This is a genomic window from Bacteroides sp. ET71, from assembly GCF_023336905.1.
Lineage (GTDB): Bacteria > Bacteroidota > Bacteroidia > Bacteroidales > Bacteroidaceae > Bacteroides.
Window position 1 is genome coordinate 53,339 of the sequence record NZ_JAMBLS010000013.1, and the last position, 17,850, is coordinate 71,188.

Annotated in this window: 25 protein-coding genes; 11 read left to right on the forward strand and 14 right to left on the reverse strand. The window is 46.0% G+C overall.

What is annotated here, in order from left to right; translation table 11 throughout:
* Positions 1 to 14: 14 nt before the first annotated feature.
* The 9 genes from M3090_RS08680 to M3090_RS08720 form a co-directional block, all read right to left on the reverse strand.
* The gene (locus M3090_RS08680) at positions 15 to 362 is read right to left on the reverse strand and encodes a hypothetical protein (protein ID WP_249055281.1); all 348 of its coding nucleotides are present in this window, start codon (positions 360 to 362) and stop codon (positions 15 to 17) included.
* Positions 359 to 649: a hypothetical protein gene (locus M3090_RS08685; protein ID WP_249055283.1), complete on the reverse strand. Its 291-nt coding sequence runs from the start codon at positions 647 to 649 to the stop codon at positions 359 to 361. Before M3090_RS08685 ends, M3090_RS08680 begins: the two co-directional genes overlap by 4 nt.
* A 277-nt stretch (positions 650 to 926) precedes the next feature.
* A complete protein-coding gene (locus tag M3090_RS08690) occupies positions 927 to 1,697 on the reverse strand; it encodes a hypothetical protein (protein ID WP_249055285.1) in 771 nt (256 codons plus the stop codon).
* A gap of 22 nt (positions 1,698 to 1,719) precedes the next feature.
* The gene (locus M3090_RS08695) at positions 1,720 to 3,237 is read right to left on the reverse strand and encodes a phage integrase SAM-like domain-containing protein (RefSeq protein WP_249055287.1); all 1,518 of its coding nucleotides are present in this window, start codon (positions 3,235 to 3,237) and stop codon (positions 1,720 to 1,722) included.
* Between the two features lie 292 nt (positions 3,238 to 3,529).
* On the reverse strand, positions 3,530 to 4,411 hold the full coding sequence (locus M3090_RS08700) for a hypothetical protein (protein ID WP_249055288.1): 882 nt from the start codon (positions 4,409 to 4,411) through the stop codon (positions 3,530 to 3,532).
* A gap of 64 nt (positions 4,412 to 4,475) precedes the next feature.
* Entirely contained in the window at positions 4,476 to 4,994 is a 519-nt protein-coding gene (locus M3090_RS08705) for a hypothetical protein (RefSeq protein WP_249055290.1), read from the reverse strand.
* The gene (locus tag M3090_RS08710; RefSeq protein ID WP_149921244.1) at positions 4,991 to 5,386 is read right to left on the reverse strand and encodes a hypothetical protein; all 396 of its coding nucleotides are present in this window, start codon (positions 5,384 to 5,386) and stop codon (positions 4,991 to 4,993) included. The genes M3090_RS08705 and M3090_RS08710 overlap by 4 nt, the downstream gene beginning before the upstream one ends.
* 9 nt (positions 5,387 to 5,395) lie before the next feature.
* Positions 5,396 to 5,848 (reverse strand): hypothetical protein, encoded by a 453-nt coding sequence (locus M3090_RS08715; RefSeq protein ID WP_087334830.1) that lies wholly within the window; start codon positions 5,846 to 5,848, stop codon positions 5,396 to 5,398.
* Positions 5,849 to 5,866: 18 nt separating this feature from the next.
* Positions 5,867 to 6,916: a hypothetical protein gene (locus M3090_RS08720; protein ID WP_249055292.1), complete on the reverse strand. Its 1,050-nt coding sequence runs from the start codon at positions 6,914 to 6,916 to the stop codon at positions 5,867 to 5,869.
* 235 nt (positions 6,917 to 7,151) lie between these two features.
* Between M3090_RS08720 and M3090_RS08725 the strand changes: the two genes are divergently transcribed.
* The 7 genes from M3090_RS08725 (at position 7,152) to M3090_RS08755 (ending at position 11,603) form a co-directional block, all read left to right on the forward strand.
* Positions 7,152 to 7,784, forward strand: coding sequence for a recombinase family protein (locus tag M3090_RS08725; protein WP_087334828.1), 633 nt, complete (start codon positions 7,152 to 7,154; stop codon positions 7,782 to 7,784).
* A gap of 52 nt (positions 7,785 to 7,836) precedes the next feature.
* Complete coding sequence (locus tag M3090_RS08730) at positions 7,837 to 8,379, forward strand: hypothetical protein (RefSeq protein ID WP_249055294.1); 543 nt, start codon at positions 7,837 to 7,839, stop codon at positions 8,377 to 8,379.
* A gap of 76 nt (positions 8,380 to 8,455) precedes the next feature.
* Complete coding sequence (locus M3090_RS08735; RefSeq protein WP_249055296.1) at positions 8,456 to 8,791, forward strand: hypothetical protein; 336 nt, start codon at positions 8,456 to 8,458, stop codon at positions 8,789 to 8,791.
* 47 nt (positions 8,792 to 8,838) lie between these two features.
* A complete protein-coding gene (locus M3090_RS08740; RefSeq protein WP_249055298.1) occupies positions 8,839 to 9,456 on the forward strand; it encodes a hypothetical protein in 618 nt (205 codons plus the stop codon).
* 61 nt (positions 9,457 to 9,517) lie between these two features.
* Positions 9,518 to 10,486 carry a hypothetical protein gene (locus tag M3090_RS08745; RefSeq protein WP_249055301.1) on the forward strand — a complete coding sequence of 323 codons (969 nt, stop codon included), beginning with the start codon at positions 9,518 to 9,520 and terminating at the stop codon, positions 10,484 to 10,486.
* Between the two features lie 89 nt (positions 10,487 to 10,575).
* Positions 10,576 to 11,118 carry a hypothetical protein gene (locus M3090_RS08750; protein WP_249055303.1) on the forward strand — a complete coding sequence of 181 codons (543 nt, stop codon included), beginning with the start codon at positions 10,576 to 10,578 and terminating at the stop codon, positions 11,116 to 11,118.
* A gap of 89 nt (positions 11,119 to 11,207) precedes the next feature.
* Complete coding sequence (locus tag M3090_RS08755; protein ID WP_249055306.1) at positions 11,208 to 11,603, forward strand: hypothetical protein; 396 nt, start codon at positions 11,208 to 11,210, stop codon at positions 11,601 to 11,603.
* Positions 11,604 to 11,638: 35 nt separating this feature from the next.
* Here the strand turns inward: M3090_RS08755 and M3090_RS08760 are convergent, their stop codons facing one another.
* Positions 11,639 to 11,926: a helix-turn-helix domain-containing protein gene (locus M3090_RS08760; protein WP_249055308.1), complete on the reverse strand. Its 288-nt coding sequence runs from the start codon at positions 11,924 to 11,926 to the stop codon at positions 11,639 to 11,641.
* On the reverse strand, positions 11,919 to 12,320 hold the full coding sequence (locus M3090_RS08765; RefSeq protein ID WP_249055310.1) for a hypothetical protein: 402 nt from the start codon (positions 12,318 to 12,320) through the stop codon (positions 11,919 to 11,921). The genes M3090_RS08760 and M3090_RS08765 overlap by 8 nt, the downstream gene beginning before the upstream one ends.
* 475 nt (positions 12,321 to 12,795) lie before the next feature.
* On the opposite strand from M3090_RS08765, the gene M3090_RS08770 reads away from it, so the two are divergent.
* The 4 genes from M3090_RS08770 (at position 12,796) to M3090_RS08785 (ending at position 15,948) form a co-directional block, all read left to right on the forward strand.
* A complete protein-coding gene (locus tag M3090_RS08770) occupies positions 12,796 to 13,452 on the forward strand; it encodes a ParA family protein (RefSeq protein ID WP_149921250.1) in 657 nt (218 codons plus the stop codon).
* Between the two features lie 5 nt (positions 13,453 to 13,457).
* Positions 13,458 to 13,820 carry a hypothetical protein gene (locus M3090_RS08775; protein WP_087334786.1) on the forward strand — a complete coding sequence of 121 codons (363 nt, stop codon included), beginning with the start codon at positions 13,458 to 13,460 and terminating at the stop codon, positions 13,818 to 13,820.
* A gap of 203 nt (positions 13,821 to 14,023) precedes the next feature.
* Positions 14,024 to 15,535: a DNA methylase gene (locus tag M3090_RS08780; RefSeq protein WP_249055313.1), complete on the forward strand. Its 1,512-nt coding sequence runs from the start codon at positions 14,024 to 14,026 to the stop codon at positions 15,533 to 15,535.
* Complete coding sequence (locus M3090_RS08785) at positions 15,532 to 15,948, forward strand: hypothetical protein (RefSeq protein ID WP_249055314.1); 417 nt, start codon at positions 15,532 to 15,534, stop codon at positions 15,946 to 15,948. The genes M3090_RS08780 and M3090_RS08785 overlap by 4 nt, the downstream gene beginning before the upstream one ends.
* 71 nt (positions 15,949 to 16,019) lie before the next feature.
* On the opposite strand, the gene M3090_RS08790 is transcribed toward M3090_RS08785, so the two are convergent.
* The 3 genes from M3090_RS08790 to M3090_RS08800 all read right to left on the reverse strand — a co-directional run bounded on the left by M3090_RS08790 (position 16,020) and on the right by M3090_RS08800 (position 17,605).
* Positions 16,020 to 16,274 (reverse strand): LPD11 domain-containing protein, encoded by a 255-nt coding sequence (locus M3090_RS08790; protein WP_249055316.1) that lies wholly within the window; start codon positions 16,272 to 16,274, stop codon positions 16,020 to 16,022.
* Positions 16,275 to 16,297: 23 nt separating this feature from the next.
* Entirely contained in the window at positions 16,298 to 16,612 is a 315-nt protein-coding gene (locus tag M3090_RS08795; RefSeq protein ID WP_249055319.1) for a hypothetical protein, read from the reverse strand.
* Positions 16,613 to 17,044: 432 nt separating this feature from the next.
* Positions 17,045 to 17,605, reverse strand: a complete 561-nt coding sequence (locus M3090_RS08800) for a hypothetical protein (protein ID WP_249055321.1) — start codon at positions 17,603 to 17,605, stop codon at positions 17,045 to 17,047.
* Positions 17,606 to 17,850 lie beyond the last annotated feature (245 nt).

Genomic DNA, 17,850 nt, shown 5'->3' on the forward strand with positions numbered 1-17,850 from the left:
GTTACACTGGTCAGCTACATGCCCATGCTATACCCTTGTTCCGGCATGTGATATTCCCTGTCCGCTGCGATGTGGTTCAGCACATCCTGCAAGCGGTTGAGTTGGTCATGGTCAAGCACCCGGATGGCGCTGATGGTTATCTTCTGCGTGGCAATCCTGCGGTGGGCGATGTTGTTCTCGCTCATCTTGCCGTCACCGTCCGCATGGACAGAACGGAGGTAGGCATTGACCGCTTCCGTCTGTTCCTTTGATGGGTACGGTGCTGCCCACCTGTCCTGAATGTAGCCGACCATTTTGCCGACCGCATCAGCTAAAAGAGGGTCATGCCGTGCGATGATGTCCGTCAGTTGTTCGATGTTCATTTTTTATTCCCTCCCTCTATTCGTTCGATGTCCGTCAGACGGTAGCAGTTCTTTCCGCCGACCTTGTGGCAGGTCAGGTAGCCGGACTTGTTCCACCTCCATAGTGTCGCATGGCTTTTGCCGAGCCTGTGACGGACAGCCGCCTCGTCAAGCATAGCATCCTTAGCGGCGGCACAGCGTGCCTGTTCCTCCGCCCATTGTTGAAAGGCGGACTTCAGTGTATCGACAGAAGTGATGACTATGGTCTCGGGCTGTCGTGATTCCAGTTCATTTGAAGATTTCATCATGGTAAGGGCAGGTTTTCTTGCGACCCTCACGGCAAGACATTCGCCTCGCACCTGCCCGGGCTGCACCGCCGGAGTGAGGTCTTCGGCGGATTCGCACTGCGAAATTAGAACGCTTTGAAACGATTACGGAATATTTCGGGTTGTCATTAACTGCCGGACACCGGAAAACATTTTTGTGAACGGATTTAACAGATTAGACAGGGATAAACCTATAAAAAGACCTGCCTCCGATAGTCCGGGAGCAGGCCAGTAATCTGCGAAAAGAGGGGAAATGAAATTATTCGGCCAATGATTTTATCATCCGCCATAACTGCACGAACACGCTCTTCCGGCTTGGCTTACCGGACAGGAAGACGATGCGCCCGTCATTCTCTTTGGTATAACCGATTTTAGTCCGCAGTGTTCCGATGATGTTTTTCTTTTCCTTGTCGGTAAAACGCTCGTGCAGGTAATTGTTGTAGGCGGTCTTCGTCACATGACGGAACTCGGTAACGATTTTGGCATGGGCGATGTTCCTCACAAGCCCCTCATCCCTTGCGCACACCATGACAAGTGCCGCACCTCTGCCGACCTCGCCTTGCAGCAGGAAATGCAGGGTGTCGAGAATTTTCTCCGAATGTTCCGGGTAAAGGATTTCATCCGTAAATCCGGAAGGCTTCTGCTGTCCGGCTATCTGTTTCCATGCATTCAGATATGTCCGTATCATCTGTGGCGGTACCTCCGGCAGGTATTTCCTCAGGAGGGAATCCACAAAGTTATGCACTTCATCAGGATGGTTGCGTGCCCGGATAAAAAGGTATTCCACGACATGCTTGACACGCTTCTCCCTGCAGATGGTCTCCCACGGCAATTCGGGGCGGTCTATGAGCAGTATGATGGTCTTGGCGGCCGCTTCGACCGACGGCACGGGAATCTCGTCATCCAGTTCTCCGTCCTCCTTGAGGCGGGCTTCTACAAGTGAGAGGATATAGGCGATGTTGCGCTCCATGTTCCGCTGGCCATACTGCAATTCTATATCGGCATTTATGTCTTCGATGTTCTCTTTCATATGTTCAATAGGGATATAAGGGTCAGTCATTTGTTCCGGTCTTCGATTGTTCCAGCAAGGCGGCGAGCTGTTCTGCCGACATTTGCCCCAACTGCTCCATGAGCATGGATTTCACTTCAGCCTCCTGCTTTGCCTTTGCCACTTTCTTGGCGATGCTTGTTGCCAGTTCGATACCGCTGATTTTGATGTAATCGTTGAATACGCTTTCCGTCTTATGTCCGCTTATGGACATCATTTCGTGGCTGTCGAGCAGCTTGCTCAGGTACATGAGGGTGATGCCCGTCCGCCGTGCCGTGTGCGTGGTGGCGAGCCTGTATCTTGGCACAAGGGCTTCGCCGTGTTCGTTGCGCTTGAACTGTACCTTGTTCTGTTCCTCCATTCTTTGGCTTACAAGCGTGATTTTGGTCGCCATCTCCTGCTTCAGGCTCGGTACTGATTCGGAGAGCTTTTCAAGAATGATTTTGATTATTTCATTCAAGTCATTGTTGTGGATGTATGGCAGGTTGTAATCATATTTCTCGAAGATTCGGATAAGGTTGTCGTTGAGTATGGGAATGGTGACTTCCGTCCCGGTCTTCTGCTGTGTCAGCGTGATAATACCCACCCCGTCATGGAAACTCACATTACGCTCCGTGATATGGGAATAGTCTGAAAAGCGTTGGCTTGTGTAGCAGCCGACGAGGAACACATCACGGGCCTTGTCTTCCTTTCCGCTTAGCGGCATCTCATAGAGTGCCTGCAGTTCCTCCTCTGTCAGATAGATTTCCACCACCTTGTCTTCACGGGTCACATGGAGTTTCGGAAAGTGGTCAAGTACCGATGCCTTGAAACGGTAGCCCTCCTTGAAAGCGGTGTTGAGCATGGCGGAGAATACGGCGAGGTTCTTGTTTATGGTTTTCTTCATATAGCCGTATTCCTCCATATAAAGGACAAACTCGTCTATCAGCCGCTCGTTTATGTCTTCCCACTCGAAAGGATGCAGTTTGACGAAGTTTTCAAGTATATTGGCGAAACCCGTATAAGTGTGCAGGGTCTCTTTCGTGTAGTTGTTACCCTTGCGTTTGATTGTTCCGTTCCTCATGCCCTCCAGCCTTTTGCGGACAAACTCAAGCAGTCCCGGTCTGCGCACCTCCTGTAACTGGCGGACGAGTTCGGCATTGGCTGCGGCCTGTTCCTTTTTCTTGGCGACAATAGTCGTTCGGCTGATTTCGGCAGGATTGACCGATCTCACCACCTCGTACACATCAAGGATGTCCTTGCGTGTGCGTGTTCCCTCCGGCAAGGACATGGCAATGGCCTGTAGCGAAGCGATGAACGCCTCGATGTCCGTCTTCTTTTTCAGCAGTTCGTCACGGAACGCCGCATTGAGCTTGCCGCGCATCGGTATCTTGATTTCGCCATCGGCAAAATACTCCGGCAGGACGGTAATGTTGGACTTGAACTGCGGACGGTTGGTGCGTGTGATGTCAAGTCGTACCAGTATGGGATGCTCGCCGTGTGCATTCGCTTTCTTCGAGAGTGAGAGTGTCGCCTTTGCCATAACAGATGATTGGATGATTACGCTGCAAAGATAGAAAATCCATCCAAAAAATGTCACAAAAAAATGTCACACTAATGAGATATTATGAAATTTTGACGAAATAGCTATATTTCATTAAAAGACTTATAATCAATGTATTTATCTTTCTTTTGTTTGACTTTTCTTCCTTTGTTTGGATGTTGTTTTCACTAAAATGGGGTATTAGGCTACCCATCCCTTTGTTTGGTGGCAGACGGGCAAGCCCGGATGCCTGCTATAAATGGCAGGACGGCTACGCCGGTTGCTGGACGGATTATCCGTGGTTATACAATGGGGTTCGGCAGTCCGCACCTGCGGATTTCTCCAGGGCTTTCGCCGCAGCCGACAGGAACGGGTCGTGAAGGTCGTCAAGGAGCAGCTGATGGTCGTGGTCGATGTCCTTTTCCTTCCCTAAGTTCAGAATTTGCTCTGCAAGGGTCTTTGACAGGTCAATGAATGACGGCCAGCTTGCTCCCAGATCAAAACAGAAGTATTGCATGAGCTTCATGCTTTCTTCCGGCTTCGACCGGCGCAACACTTTCCGAAGGGCGGCAAGGACGATGCACTCCACGGCGACGGTTCGGATTTCCAGCACCCGCGCGTCCATCCTCTCCGGCAACTTCTGCAAGGTGACACGGCAGTCGTCTTCCGGCAGTTCATCCTTGAGTCCGGCATCGGTGATGGCCTTGTGTACAACCTGCCCGCAGGCAATACCGGCATCATCGGAAATGATGCTGCCGTTTATCCATCCGGACAGGATTCCGTTCAACTGTCGGACAATGCCTGCGGTTCTCTGTACAATATCAGGTACGGCATGGCTGCCATCATGCAGGTGCATGGTGATGACCATGCTTTTCGGCAGTTTCGTCCTTTCCAGCTGTCCGAATGATTCCAGCGTATCCAGAAAGGAACGGACAGTGGCCCTGTGCCACCGCCATTCGGTTGCGAGGTCTGAAACGGTCACATGGCACTGACTCGGCCGGAGCTCGAAATCCTGATTTCTTAAAAAAGGGGAAACAAAGCCTGCCAGCGACTTGTCCAACAGGTCGCAATAGGCTTCCGTCCTTGTCTTGCGTTCACCGACCTTTTCCTTGAGGAAGTCGAACAGGCCGATACTTGCCGATATGGTTGCGGTCATTTCTTCTTTATTCTTCATCTTCATTCTGTTTTTTGTGATTGACTATTGTGCGGATAAGATAAGGCCGCTTCTGTCCGCATTATCATGGCAGCCTCGCGTGATGATTGCAGTGGTAGATGTCGGACATCTCATCCGGATGTTCCGACAGGTAAAGTCTCCTGTCCCGGTCCTCCCATTCGGTCAGGACTCTGCCGGAGGGATAGAACAGGGCAGCCAGAAGGATATATGAGACGGTGACGGACAGGGTGAACAACTGCGGCACGGCACATACTGCCAGTGCGAAGCCGCCGCAGGCGACAAATGCCTTCGGACGGTCGAGCAGCTTGCGGAGCCATCTGTCCGTCCTCCCGGCGGAGAACATGGCGGCACATACGATGGCAGACAATACCGTGCCGAACTGTCCGGGGTGTCCGGTCGTATAGACATAGTGGAAAAGGAGCAGCAGGACCACGAGCACCTGCGTGTAGAGCTTGCGGGCCCGGGCATTGCCTGTCATGGCGCGGTAGAATGCTGCCATGAAGGGACGGCGGCTCCTGTACAACGCCATCGGCAGAAAGACAGGCAGCGCAAGGAATACGAACTGTAATAAAAGACAAATCATAAGCGGTATGGTTTTGAAGTCATGTGTATGGGCTGTTCGAGCAGTTCCAACCGGACAATGCCGTGCGTGGCCAGTTGTATAATGGATTCCGCATCCTTGGCGGTAAGGTACATGGCGGCTTTCTTGATCCGCTGGCGGAACTGCCTGTCCTGCTTGCGCAGTGTGGCCAACGCCCTGTCCAAATCATGTTCGGGAATGTGCCATACGGTGCCCTCGGCGCACTCTCCGTGCGGCCTGAATGCCCGCAGCACCAGCGTGCGGGAAACGAGGTAGTCCGTCCTGTCGCTTCTTGCGATGACGTGTTCCCTGAAGAGGCTGTCATCGGCCACTTCAATCCATGTCCTGTGCGCATTGATCCAGTAAACCATCTGTCGGTACAGTGTGTTTCGCATAAGCCTGAATTACATAAAATCCATCAGAACTTCTTCCTTGCTCCTGCTGTACTTCAACGCCCCGCTTCTGGAATGCAGTTCGAGATCGAGGCAAAGGTCTCCGTACATCAGGTCCATCGAATCGTAGATGGTGGCGAATACGCAGCTGACCATGCCGTCGGCATCGGTCTTGGCGTTCATCTTGAACATCTGCCCGAATGCGGGATTGGAGTATGCACAGGTGCTGTGCCCGTACTGCTCCGTCGGCATCGGGATATGGTGGTACAGTGTAATCAGTTCCATGTCGTCCTCGAACATGTCCATTACCTCTTCCAGCTCGTAGGTGTCGTGCAGAGGAAATGTGAGCAGTACATAGTCGCCATAGAACTGCGGCTCCTCCATTGTCGTCACATCAAGGAGTTGCGGCAGCTGCAACGGGACGAAAGAAAGGAAATCGTTCAGGAAATGTCGTAGCATAGTCATGTCTGTTTTGTATTTCGTTTATAATGTCCGGATATATATCCCCATCAGCGTGCCGGGCAGTTCCGCCAGCCCGTCATTGTCGGACTGCAGGATTTCTCCCAGTCCGGCAAAGGCCCCAGGCATCTGTTGTGAGATGCCGCGCAGTTCCTCCTTTTCCCGGGCGGAGAGCAGAACCGTGCAGATGCCGTCCATCGAGATGTAGGGCTGCAGTATCATGCACGCATATCCGAACGCCTGCGCCCTGGATTTCACCTTGCCCTCGCGGATGTCATCGAGGCAGGCGACCGCATTCTGTATAATCCGGCGGTTGGTGCGCATGGCCATGTATATCATCGCATCCCGGTAGGAAATCTCCTTGTTCTCCGCAGCGAGGAAAACCAGCGAGCAGCACCGTTCCGTGTCTTTTGTCAGGTCCGACATATCCTCTCCGGCCAGACCGTCAAGGTGCGCAAGAAAGGTGCGGAACATGACATCCTCGTCCCTGATGAATGTTTTCAGGCCGGTAAGACTATGTATTCCGCCCTGCAATGTCCCGGCAAGCAACCGGCGGTACGCCGAACGAATGCCGTCGCCGTCAACGGCAAGGGGCGGGATACTGTCAAGAGAACCGAAGAACGGTCTTATACTGTCTGCCGCATCCGTCAGTTCCTTGTCGCCGCAATAGGGAGAAGTCCTTTCCATGAGCGTGAACACGTCCTGATAGGAACGGGTTCCTGACCGGGCCAGACGGACGAACTCCGTGCGGAGCGAATCGTGAATCTCGCCGCATTTGCCGTACAGGTCGGAATGTGGATTGCCGGAAGTGTCCTGCGCCGCATAGAAAAAGACGGAATCCTTGAGGGACTGCCAGCGGTTGACATATCCGGCCAGCTCTTCCGACGAAAGGGTGTCCATGCCTCTGATTTCACTCAGGAACCTGCCGTATGTTCCGACCGGGTCATCTTTCATTGGCGGCTCCGCACTGCCACTCCCGCCGCTGCAAGAAACGGACAGGGATATGGCTACTGAAGCGGCAACCAATCCGGCCAGAAGCGACCTTGATTTTGAATATGATTTTGTTAATTCCATATTGTATTTTCATATTAAAACGACACAAAACTATATAATATTTGCCATAAAACGCCATGTAAAACGAGAATTTGACAATTATTTTTCTTCATATTCAACAGTATGATTTACAATGAAAACAAGTGAAAGAAAAAGTAGGGTCCGGATATGATTTTTTGAATAAATACGGCAGAGTATGATTTCAAACAAATAAAAATATTACCTTTGTATCAGTTATCATTTTAAGTGCAAGAAAATGGCAAAAGTAGGATACATATTCAAGGCTAATCACTATGACTCATACGAGGCCGATAAGGAGTGGATGCTGAATTTCGGCTGTGTACAGGTGATAGAGGAAGAGACTGACCATGAACTGATGCGTCCGCAATGGAAACAGCTCATGAATGCCCTTGACCGGGGCGACGAGCTTGTGGTATCGAAGTTCAGCAACGCGGTTCGCGGGGTGCGTGAGCTTGCCGTCTGCATAGAGATGTGCAGGATCAAGGTCGTGCGCCTGATTTCCATCCATGACAGGATTGACAGCCGTAACGAGCTGTTCAAGGAGACTACGGCGGCAGAGGTTCTCGAAATGGTCGGAGCCCTCCCGGAAGAAATAGCCGCACTGCGGAAGTCTTCCAGCCATATCATGATGTTCCAGAAGAATATCAAGTCGCCGGCCAAGACGGAGAAAACTTTATCCAGGACTGAGAGGGAAAGGACCATCGTGGACATGTATAACAACGGCTATTCCATCGACGACATTGCCAGCGTAAGCGGATTCAGCAGCAGGAGCTCGATATTCCGCATACTGAACAAATACAATGTCGATTTGAACAGGGGCCGGACCAAAGGACCGAGACGAAAAAAGGGAACAGAGGAAACGGAATGACATTCATTTCATTATTTACAGACATTACCGATAATAATTAAAACAAAGAAATATGAACGAACAATATGCCAAATGTATTCCTTTTGACGCTAACGTAAAGGGAAGAATCGGAGGAAATCCTCCACAGATAGTAGAGAACAGTATTCCTGACGGATATTTGTTTTATGCAACATTGGTGCATCCGGAGAAAGAAAACAGGATGCTGTCTATTTTTATACATGGTGACTTTAACTCATTATTACAGGATAATATTTATCCATCTATAGCTGTAAAAGTCATTGAACATGAGTATTCAGAAATGGGTTCTCGTTCAGAAAAAAGCATCAAAAAATTATCTATCAATTCTATCAGCGTTTATTATTATCCACAAGACAGTGATTTTCAATTTATCAAAGTAGGTGGTGAACCACGTTTTATTCAGTGGAAAGATTACTATTATGAGGAATTGGAAAAAGACGGATATTCATTCTATTTGCAGATAGACGAAGAAGGCTATAGGGATGGTATGCACTGTGTATTTGCGTATGGTGCTTTGTATTTGTATAAGCACAATGTAACCGGTGAAATTATCGCAGGCTTCTGGCAATGTTCTTAAACTGGTCTGTAACATGTAGCTGCTCCGTTTGACAGGGCAAGATATGATCCATTATCAACATTCAAACAATAATAATATGAATCAAGAAGAGTTCCAATTATACAGAGACGAAATTGTCGAATTAACTCATCTGCTGAAAGAAGAATGGATTGATTTGAAAGTGTTGCTACAAAGTTGCAATTTGGATGTAGAGCACGGCCTTCTAATAAATTATTATGAAGATGAGTTTGATAATCAATATGGCTATTTCATTAATCCTGATGCCCAGCTTTTCTATTTTGAAATAGATAAAGACGAACATATAAAAGCTACACATAAGGAAATAGATGGCAGTATTGAAACAAGCTGTCCTCAATATGTTGTTGCTTTAGAGGAATTGAATAATCTTGCGAACAAACGGCGAACTGACTGAATAGGCGGAACGCTGCCGGACATTAGCAACCCACAAATAAAAATGGTATGACGACAAAAAAATATGCGGATTTTATAGAGAAACAGACACGAAGTATAATTAATGTCTCCGCTGAACCAATCTTTGGAGAATATATACTCCGAATCAATGGAAAGAAGATAGGTGTCTTGTATCAGAATCAGTGCTATCTCTTTCTTACCGACAAAGGGAAAGAGTTGTTGCCTGATGCAAAAGTCTGTCGTCCATATAAAAATCCGCCGGGAGAAAAGGATTTCATTTTAGTAGAAGATACGGCCAATAAGGAATTGCTTTGTTCTTTATTTAAAGCCATTTATGAGGATTTATATGCCGAGAAGGATTTAATCTATGATTTTTCTTCTATATTTTCTTTCAATAGTGGTTTCACAGACGATATTGAAAGGGCATACGACGACTTTGTTGTCTTATTATCTTATTCTTGGGAGAATGGTTTCCTAAAAGAACGTCCGACAGACACAAAAGGAAGAATTATAAAGTTTGAATTTCTTAGGAGGGATTTAACTGATGAAGGGAAAAAATACTTCTTTCCGTTCGGTCAAAAATTCATTTCATATACAGACCGGACGCAAAAGACACCTTCTGAGAAACTGATGAGTAAATGGCTGAACGAGGTAAAAAACAAATAAAATTGGTCGCTAACAAACGGCAGTACCAACTGAACAGGTAGAACGCTGGAGAACATTCAGTATGATATATATTCGTAAACAAACATCACAGGAAATTGAAGATATAACCTTGATGCAAGGTGAATCTATACAATTATTTGGCAAGCAGGGTTATACTGTGAGTCAATTGCAGTCCATTAATAAATTGCTTGAAATGAATGATTGCACGATCTGTATTGATTGTGATTTAGGGACAAGTAATGAAAATGAAGACTTGATACATAATCTCAGTGTTATTGAATTTTTGAGTAATGTACGGCATTTGCTTGTCTCCAACTTCCCGTATAAAGCAGAATTGGATTCCATCGACTTTGTTCAATATACTCCATTACTGCAAAGTCTTTCAATTTTAGGTCTGGTCAAGAGAAGCATATCATTGCAACCCCTGCAGAAATTGAAGGTCTTAGATACTCTTAATTTCGGGAACTATTTGGACATAACGAAAAAACAGCTTTCCGTCATCAATGGTTTACCAAATCTTAAAGAATTGAAAGTCAATAAAATTGATGCGTCGGGCCTGAATCCTAACCTCAATATGAGGAAGTTATCCATATTCTCCAGACTGATAAACGGCGAGTGTTTGCCTGACAAATTCCCGAATTTGGAATATCTGTATCTAAAAAGACAGACGAAATGCTCGGACTTTTCGTGGATTTCCAAGCTGGTTAATCTGAAAAAACTTTATCTGCACTGGACTTTCAGTCTTGAAACCTTGCCGGACTTGTCAAAACTGAGTAACTTGGAACTGCTGGAGTTGACAGGCTGTCCTAATCTGCGCTATGGTATTGACAGTATCAGCTCTCTTCCGAATTTGCAGCGCTTTGTTGCAACGGAGCTGACATGTCTGACAACCGAAGAACTGGAAAGATCATTATCTCATTTGAAAACCTTGAAATCCGTTTATATTTATTATAGGAATAATAATGCGGAGAACAGGGCAATGGAAAAGTTAATGGAAAAGTATAATTGGGTGAGTCATCCCAACACATAAAGGTACATAACATGCGGCTCAACCTCTTCTGAAAAAGACCGATATGAACAAAGATGCATAAAAAAAAGAATTAGACAAATAGATAGGAAATGAAAACGATAAAAGAATTGCTTGATGTGGCCATATCCATTGAAGATGAATTGAAGGATGCACAGTTTAAACCCCAATTAGGTGTGTCTATAGATTTCTCCAAAGGTGTGCCTACTCTTGAAAATGGGGTTTACCGTAAGCCTTCGCCAATGCTGAAGGAAAGATTTGAGGCATTCGGGAAATGGGTCAACGCTACTCATGGTGACTGGCTTGATACGAAAGAAATGGAAAGCCTTTGGAACGAAAGTGCAGAGGATGAACGGCTGTCTGGGATTGCTGGAAGTGTAAAAGCTTCAATGGGTAATTGGGAAGACCATGCAACCGGGCTATTTGCACTACACAGGATTTCCATTTTTGCCGCAAGCGATAACAGTTATGAAATGATTTGTCTAATCTGGTTTGACGGCACAGTTGAACCTGAATTATGGGTGTATGATTCTAATGGCGAAAGTCGATATAAAGACTTAGCTTCTTACCTGCAGGCATATATAGATGACGATGTTTCTGCTTGCTCCGTAAAATGGAAATTAGCCGAAATGTAATTCTTTTATTAATGTGATATTAACAAATGGCAGTGCGACTGGACAGGCGGAACGCTGGAGAACAATATACACTCTAAAAAGCAAAAGAAATGAACAACAATGATTTCATAAACTATTTGAAACACACTCTGCATAATGCAGGAGATGGGTTGATTCGTCAGATTAAAATTAATTTGGCAGAATGCCAAATCATTTTGGAACTATCAGTAGAAAGTCCAGATGGGTGGCTTAACCTTGAAATCATTGCAGAAAACATATCGGAATTTACTATAAGACAAAAACGAAATGAAGATTTACAGATCATCTTTAATATGGATATACAATGCATTGATGGTCTATATTGGTTCAATTTAGACTGTGTAGGCTCAGAGAACGACACAGATCAAATCCGTACATCCAGTTTCTATTTTGTATGTAAAACTTTTAATGTTAGTTTCTTGCCCTATCGAGAGAGAAGCGACGGAACAGGAACAGTTCTTACATAAATAAAAGGCTGCCCGAGGAACAGGCAGCTTGTCTTTTATAAAATGGGGTCATTTTTTATGGCCATGTTAGCAATATCCTCAAAGTCGTGCGGCTTCTTTCGGCCTTGGGATTTTTCGGCGAAGTACATATACAGGTCGCTGCCAGCGATATAACCCAGAAAAGCGTCTATTGTATAGTTCGTTTCTCCCGATTCTATCGCTTTCACCTGTTCTATCCGTATGTTCCCGTTTTGCGCGACCTTGTAGGCTGTCAGACCTCTTTCCTCTCTAAAGGCCTTAAGGCGCTCACCCAAGACCTCCCTGTATGCTTTTTTATTATCCATTGTGTTTGTTGAATTTTTTAGTCAGGTAACTAACCAATATGGGGTCATCCGTGTAGAAATTGTTTCCGCTTTCACCCGGACAGATGGCAACATAGCCTATACCGTTGCTCGCCGGACGCTGGTAAAGGTTAAAATCGTCCATACCGTCGCCTTGATACTCGTATGGTATGGTAGCAAAGTACGCAATGTATTCGCGCCGTGTCTTGTACTCGTTGCGAACATATCCGTTGGGCATACGGCTGATATGTCTTTCCTTGGCTGCATTAAAAGCGCTGCGGTCTATGTTCTTAAATTCTTTTCTGCGACCGTCATATTTGCGCCAAAACCAGTCTTTCTGTTTGTATATTCTGAAATCCCCGTCCATCTTGTTGAATTGCTTATTGTTATACCACAAATATACTACAAATATTTGTACTATCCAAATCTTGGATTCAAAATTATCTAAGAAATTATAATATTTGTTCTGAGGCTCACAGGAGGGTATAATCCTATTTTCAAGGCCGGATAAAATTTGCAATTTGCCGTTCAGATACAGAAACGAACCTGGGCATGTAACCATGTATGCTTCGGGCACGACCTCGGCTTCCATTATATAATTATATATTTATATATTTATATATTTATGCAACCATATATTTATATAACTATATATCAATAGTATCTAAAAACATAGTTCAATGCGCTTTATATTGTTAGTTTATACTGAATGTATCTCAATGATATACAAATAAATAAATCACAAATTGAATTATATAATTATATAACTATATAAAATCATAAATATATAATTATTAACTGTTTTCTCTTGGATATTAGCCGATAATTTTGCATCTTTGCAGGTGAATCATACAGTATAAATTCGCATAGACATGAAAAACAAGATTGTCATATTCAGCAACATCAAAGGAGGCGTTGGCAAGACGACCCTCTGTGCCTTGTTCGCAAATCATCTTATAGAGCATGGCTTCCCCTCATTTGTGATAGATGCGGACCTTCAGGCATCGCTGTTCCGTCACCGTCAACGTGAAAAGGACGCCGCTCCGGACGCGCAGATTCCGTGGAACGTGGATATGCTTGACACGTCCGACCATAAACGGCTCGTGCAGGTCATGGGCAAACTGAAAGAAGTGCCGGGCATCGTGCTGATAGACTGTCCGGGAAACCTGAACGACCGCAACCTGGCATACATCTACCAATCGGCGGACACGGCAATTATACCCATATCATTCGACGCGGACACTGTGGACGCCACAGGCATATTCGTCAAGGCTCTGAAGTCGGTGTCATCAGCCGGCCTGATTTTCATCCCCAACCGAATCAACGCGGCCGAGAGGAAGGCGGAAGAGATACGGCAACGGGAACAGACAATCGGGTATCTCGGGTTGGTAGGCACCGTTACACCGATGGTGAGGCAGAGCGTGGCCATAAAAAGATATTCCACGCTGTACCCGTTGGAGAAAAACCAGACGGAACTGCTTGAACCGGCTTTCAATAAAATAATAGAGGAACTTGATCTTAAAAAATAAAGGCTATGGCAAAGAACAGCAGACCGGAAATAGACAACCCGCTTGCGAACATGGGACTGGACGACATCGTGCGGGGTATAACGACACCAGGCAAGGACAAAGAACCCGTCGTGGATGCGAACGGCGGCCCTGCCGCAGAAAAGGAGACAAAGCGCCGCAAGAGAGGCAAGAAAGCCTTTGAGGAAAACCTCGCAAAATACACCGGCATAAGCGAACAGGGATTTGCCATCTGGCTTCCCAAAGAGGTAAAGAAACGGCTTGAACTAATCCGCCTCAATGCGCACCGTAATATCCCTTTGAGGTCGCTTGCAGCCGCAATAATAATGACTTACATTGAAGAAAATGAGGAGAACCTCAATGAGTTATAGAATTGATATTATTATAATATATAATTATATAAAATCATAATTATATAAGTGCATAATTATATGGTTATATAAAAAAGTAGAGTATGGAAATTCTGGTGATTATAGCCGTGTTCTGGGTGGTAGGCAAAATCCTTAAAGGGCTGTGGGGAGGATTCAAGAAGTCTGATTACCGGAGAGACCGATAGCCCGTTGGCAAGACAGACATGCAGGACACATGCAGGACATACATAGCTATTGACCTTAAGTCGTTCTACGCCTCGGTCGAATGCATGGAACGTGGGCTTGACCCGCTCACGACCAATCTCGTCGTGGCCGACAGGAGCCGAACGGAAAAGACCATCTGCCTTGCCGTCAGTCCTTCGCTGAAAGCATACGGTATTCCAGGCCGCGCCCGGCTGTTCGAGGTCGAGCAGAAATTAAGGGAAGTCAATGCCGGGCGCAGAAGGAACTCAAGCGGATACAGGCTGACAGGAAAATCTGCGTCGGACATTGATCTGAAAGCTCATCCGGACTGGGAGGTGGACTATATCGCCGCTACGCCCCGCATGGCTTATTACATCGAGCACAGCACGCGCATCTACAAGATATATCTCAACTATATTGCCCCGGAGGACATCCATGTGTATTCAATAGACGAAGTGTTCATGGACGTAACGGATTATCTGTCCACCTACGGAGTCACGGCACACGAATTGGCAAGAAGAATGATCGGCGATGTACTGCGGCAGACTGGCATCACAGCGACAGCAGGGATTGGCACCAATCTGTACCTCTGCAAAGTAGCAATGGACATCGAGGCCAAGCACATCCCGGCGGACAAGGACGGTGTACGCATAGCGGAACTGGACGAGATGACATACCGCAGGAAGCTGTGGACGCACCGACCGCTGACGGATTTCTGGCGTGTGGGGAAAGGCATAGCCAGCAAGCTGGAGCAATACGGCATCTACACGATGGGCGACATCGCAAGGCAGTCCGTCAGGAACGAGGAGCTGCTGTATCAGTTGTTCGGCGTCAATGCGGAACTGCTGATAGACCATGCCTGGGGATGGGAGCCTTGCACGATGGAATTTATAAAAGCCTATAAGCCGGCAACGAACTCGTTCAGCAGCGGGCAGGTGCTCCAGGAGCCATACACGGTACGGAAAGCCCGCGTGGTAGTCCGGGAAATGGCGGAAAGCGCCGCTCTCGACCTGCTTGACAAAAGGATGGTTACAGACCAGCTCGTGCTGACCATCGGTTATGATACAGCCAGTCTGTCCAATGGGGATGTACAAACAACCTATAAAGGTGAGATAACGACCGACTATTACGGGCGGAAAATTCCGAAGCACGCACACGGCACTGCCAATCTGGAAAGCCCGACATCATCCGCACGGCTCATATCCGAGGCTGTCATGGAACTTTTCGACCGGATTGTCAATCCCGACCTGCTGGTGAGACGCATCAACCTGACCACGAACCATGTCGTCGATGAAGAAACGGCAGCCAAGAATCCGGCTCCGGTGCAGTATGACCTGTTCACAGACTATGAAGCGTTGGAAAGGAAACAGAGGGAAGAAAAGGAAAGGCTTGCCAAGGAGCGCCAAATACAGACGGCCATTCTGAACATCAAGAAACAGTTCGGCAAGAACGCCATTCTGAAAGGACTGAATTATGAAGAGGGCGCTACCGCCAAGGAACGCAATGAACAGATAGGAGGACACAAGGCATGAAGCATCCATACGACGACATTATTGACCTACCGCACCACGTTTCCGAAAGGCATCCGCAGATGTCCATGTACAACCGTGCCGCCCAGTTTGCCCCCTTTGCCGCCCTGACCGGGCATAATGCAGCCATTATAGAGGCAGCAAGGCTGACGGAGGCGGAACAGGAACTGTCCGAAAGTGATGCTGAAGTGCTGAACAGGAAGCTGGCGTTTATCCTGCAACATATAAAGGATTACATCCTTGTAGAGATTGTATATTTTGAGCCGGACGGTAAAAAGGCTGGCGGCTCATACCGGACAAAGTCCGGTTTTATAAAAGAGTCCGACCCTCTGGCCGGAACGCTTGAAATGGATGATGGTTCACTGATACCCATCCGCCATATCAGGGATATAAAAGGAGACTGTTTTGAAGAATAAGCTTTTTAGGGAAGCCTTGTTGTACAGCAAATGCCGCAACCGTCATCGGGACGGCTGCAGCATCTTTCACATCAGGCGGCAGGCTCAAGCATTCTCTTTTGATAGTCAAGAATTTCATCCATTGTCAGCCATTGCGGTTTCTCGTCCTCCTTGAAACTGTCGTACAACAGTAGCATGTACTCGATTTGTCGCTGTTCATCGCCAGCCCACAGGCGTTTTGGATTCCTGTTGCCATAGTTCAGATAATACTCACAATCTGACTGCATTCGGGACAAAAGCATATAGCGGAATTTCTTGTCATACTGTAAAACTTCTTCTTTCGTCATATCTTTTCTATTTTGAAGTCCATTTAATCCGTTACTTCAAGGAAATAACTCAACTCGTCATCTTTCAGATTTTCGACCGCGTATAGGTCTGCCTGCTTCCATAGGTCATTGTAAAGTGCTGCGACTTCGGGACGGCTCTTGTGATGCTGCCAAATCTTGTGATTGAGGACTAAAACAAGCTCCGTCAGATATTCGTAATCCTCTTTCCACTCCTTGAAAGCACGGTTGTATGTGTCCCGGATAGCCGAAAGCCCAAACCGGTCGGCTATTGTGAAATCTTCCCAAAAGGTTGTCTGTACCTCGTAACCGTTCTCTTGCATAAATTCTTTGAATGTCATAATGCTTCAATTTTAAGTTTGATTTTTTATTTTCCCTCTGATACAATCCTGTACCGGAAGGCTGTTTATTTTTCTGCCCGAGGATTGGCGGCCAGTCCAAGAACAAGGATGCTGCGAAAAATACGCGCGCCAGCGAAGCCGGTGAGGAAGATTTTCCGCGAGCAAGCAAGGAGGTCCTTGAGCGGACTGACAGGCGGCAATCGAAATTTGCAGAAACAATAAACGGCTTACGGTCCGGATTATAGAGGTGTGGAGAGAATAATAGAAAAGGGAAAGAAGTATATATAAAAGGTTAATCCTGTCTTTGGCGATACGATACAAAACATGGTTTGTACCGTCATGGTGAATCATGCATCCACGAATGTTGTAGCCATCACCTTACCACTCGGCTTCACCACATTGGGAGTGCAATATGTCGGCAATTTTTATTTATCAATGCTTTTGCTCTTTATATATTTGGTAGAGGTATTCCGTATGTTGTTCCAAATTACGTATAGAAGTAATTATTTCCCAATTCTGATTAGCCATAGGCACTTTATAAGTATAGGTAGAATGATATTTTGCAACATCAACAAATATGAAATCATCTTTTATTTCATATTTAACCTTTAACAAACACTGATCCATATAATCGTATATAATATCCGAACCATCCTCTTTTTCATGATAGTTTCTATTCATGGCATAAGAATGTTCAAAATACATAAAAAGCAAAAGTTTATTGTATTTTATAATATCCTCTTTTAAAATGTGTTTATCGTGGTAATCAATTAAAAAATCAACAATTTCTTTCTCCGATTTAAACAAAGTATTATACACAACATAAGATCTTTCATCTTGTGTGCTATCAGCAGGGGCAAAATAAACAGACCGTTTATGTCCATCTACATCAAGTTTAAAGACTTCAATCCTTGAAAATGCCAAGTATAACATTAAAATAGGCAAGACTAACAAAAAAAATAGAACCTTTTTTCTTATATTAAAAGCTTTCATTGTTTTTAGATTAATTATGCCAACATCTTAGTAATAAAAGGCTTATATTCCTTTAAATGGCGTAAAACATACCATGTACGGAAACCGGCTCCATAATAAAAGAGTTCTTGATACATCAGATTTCTCAAAACCGGTAACAGATTTTCCCTTGAAATCAGGTATCTGATAAAAATCATAAGAGAAGCCTGAAGCATTATACTTATGACCGTTATTCCCAGTAGAATTTCTGCCGTCATATAATTCAA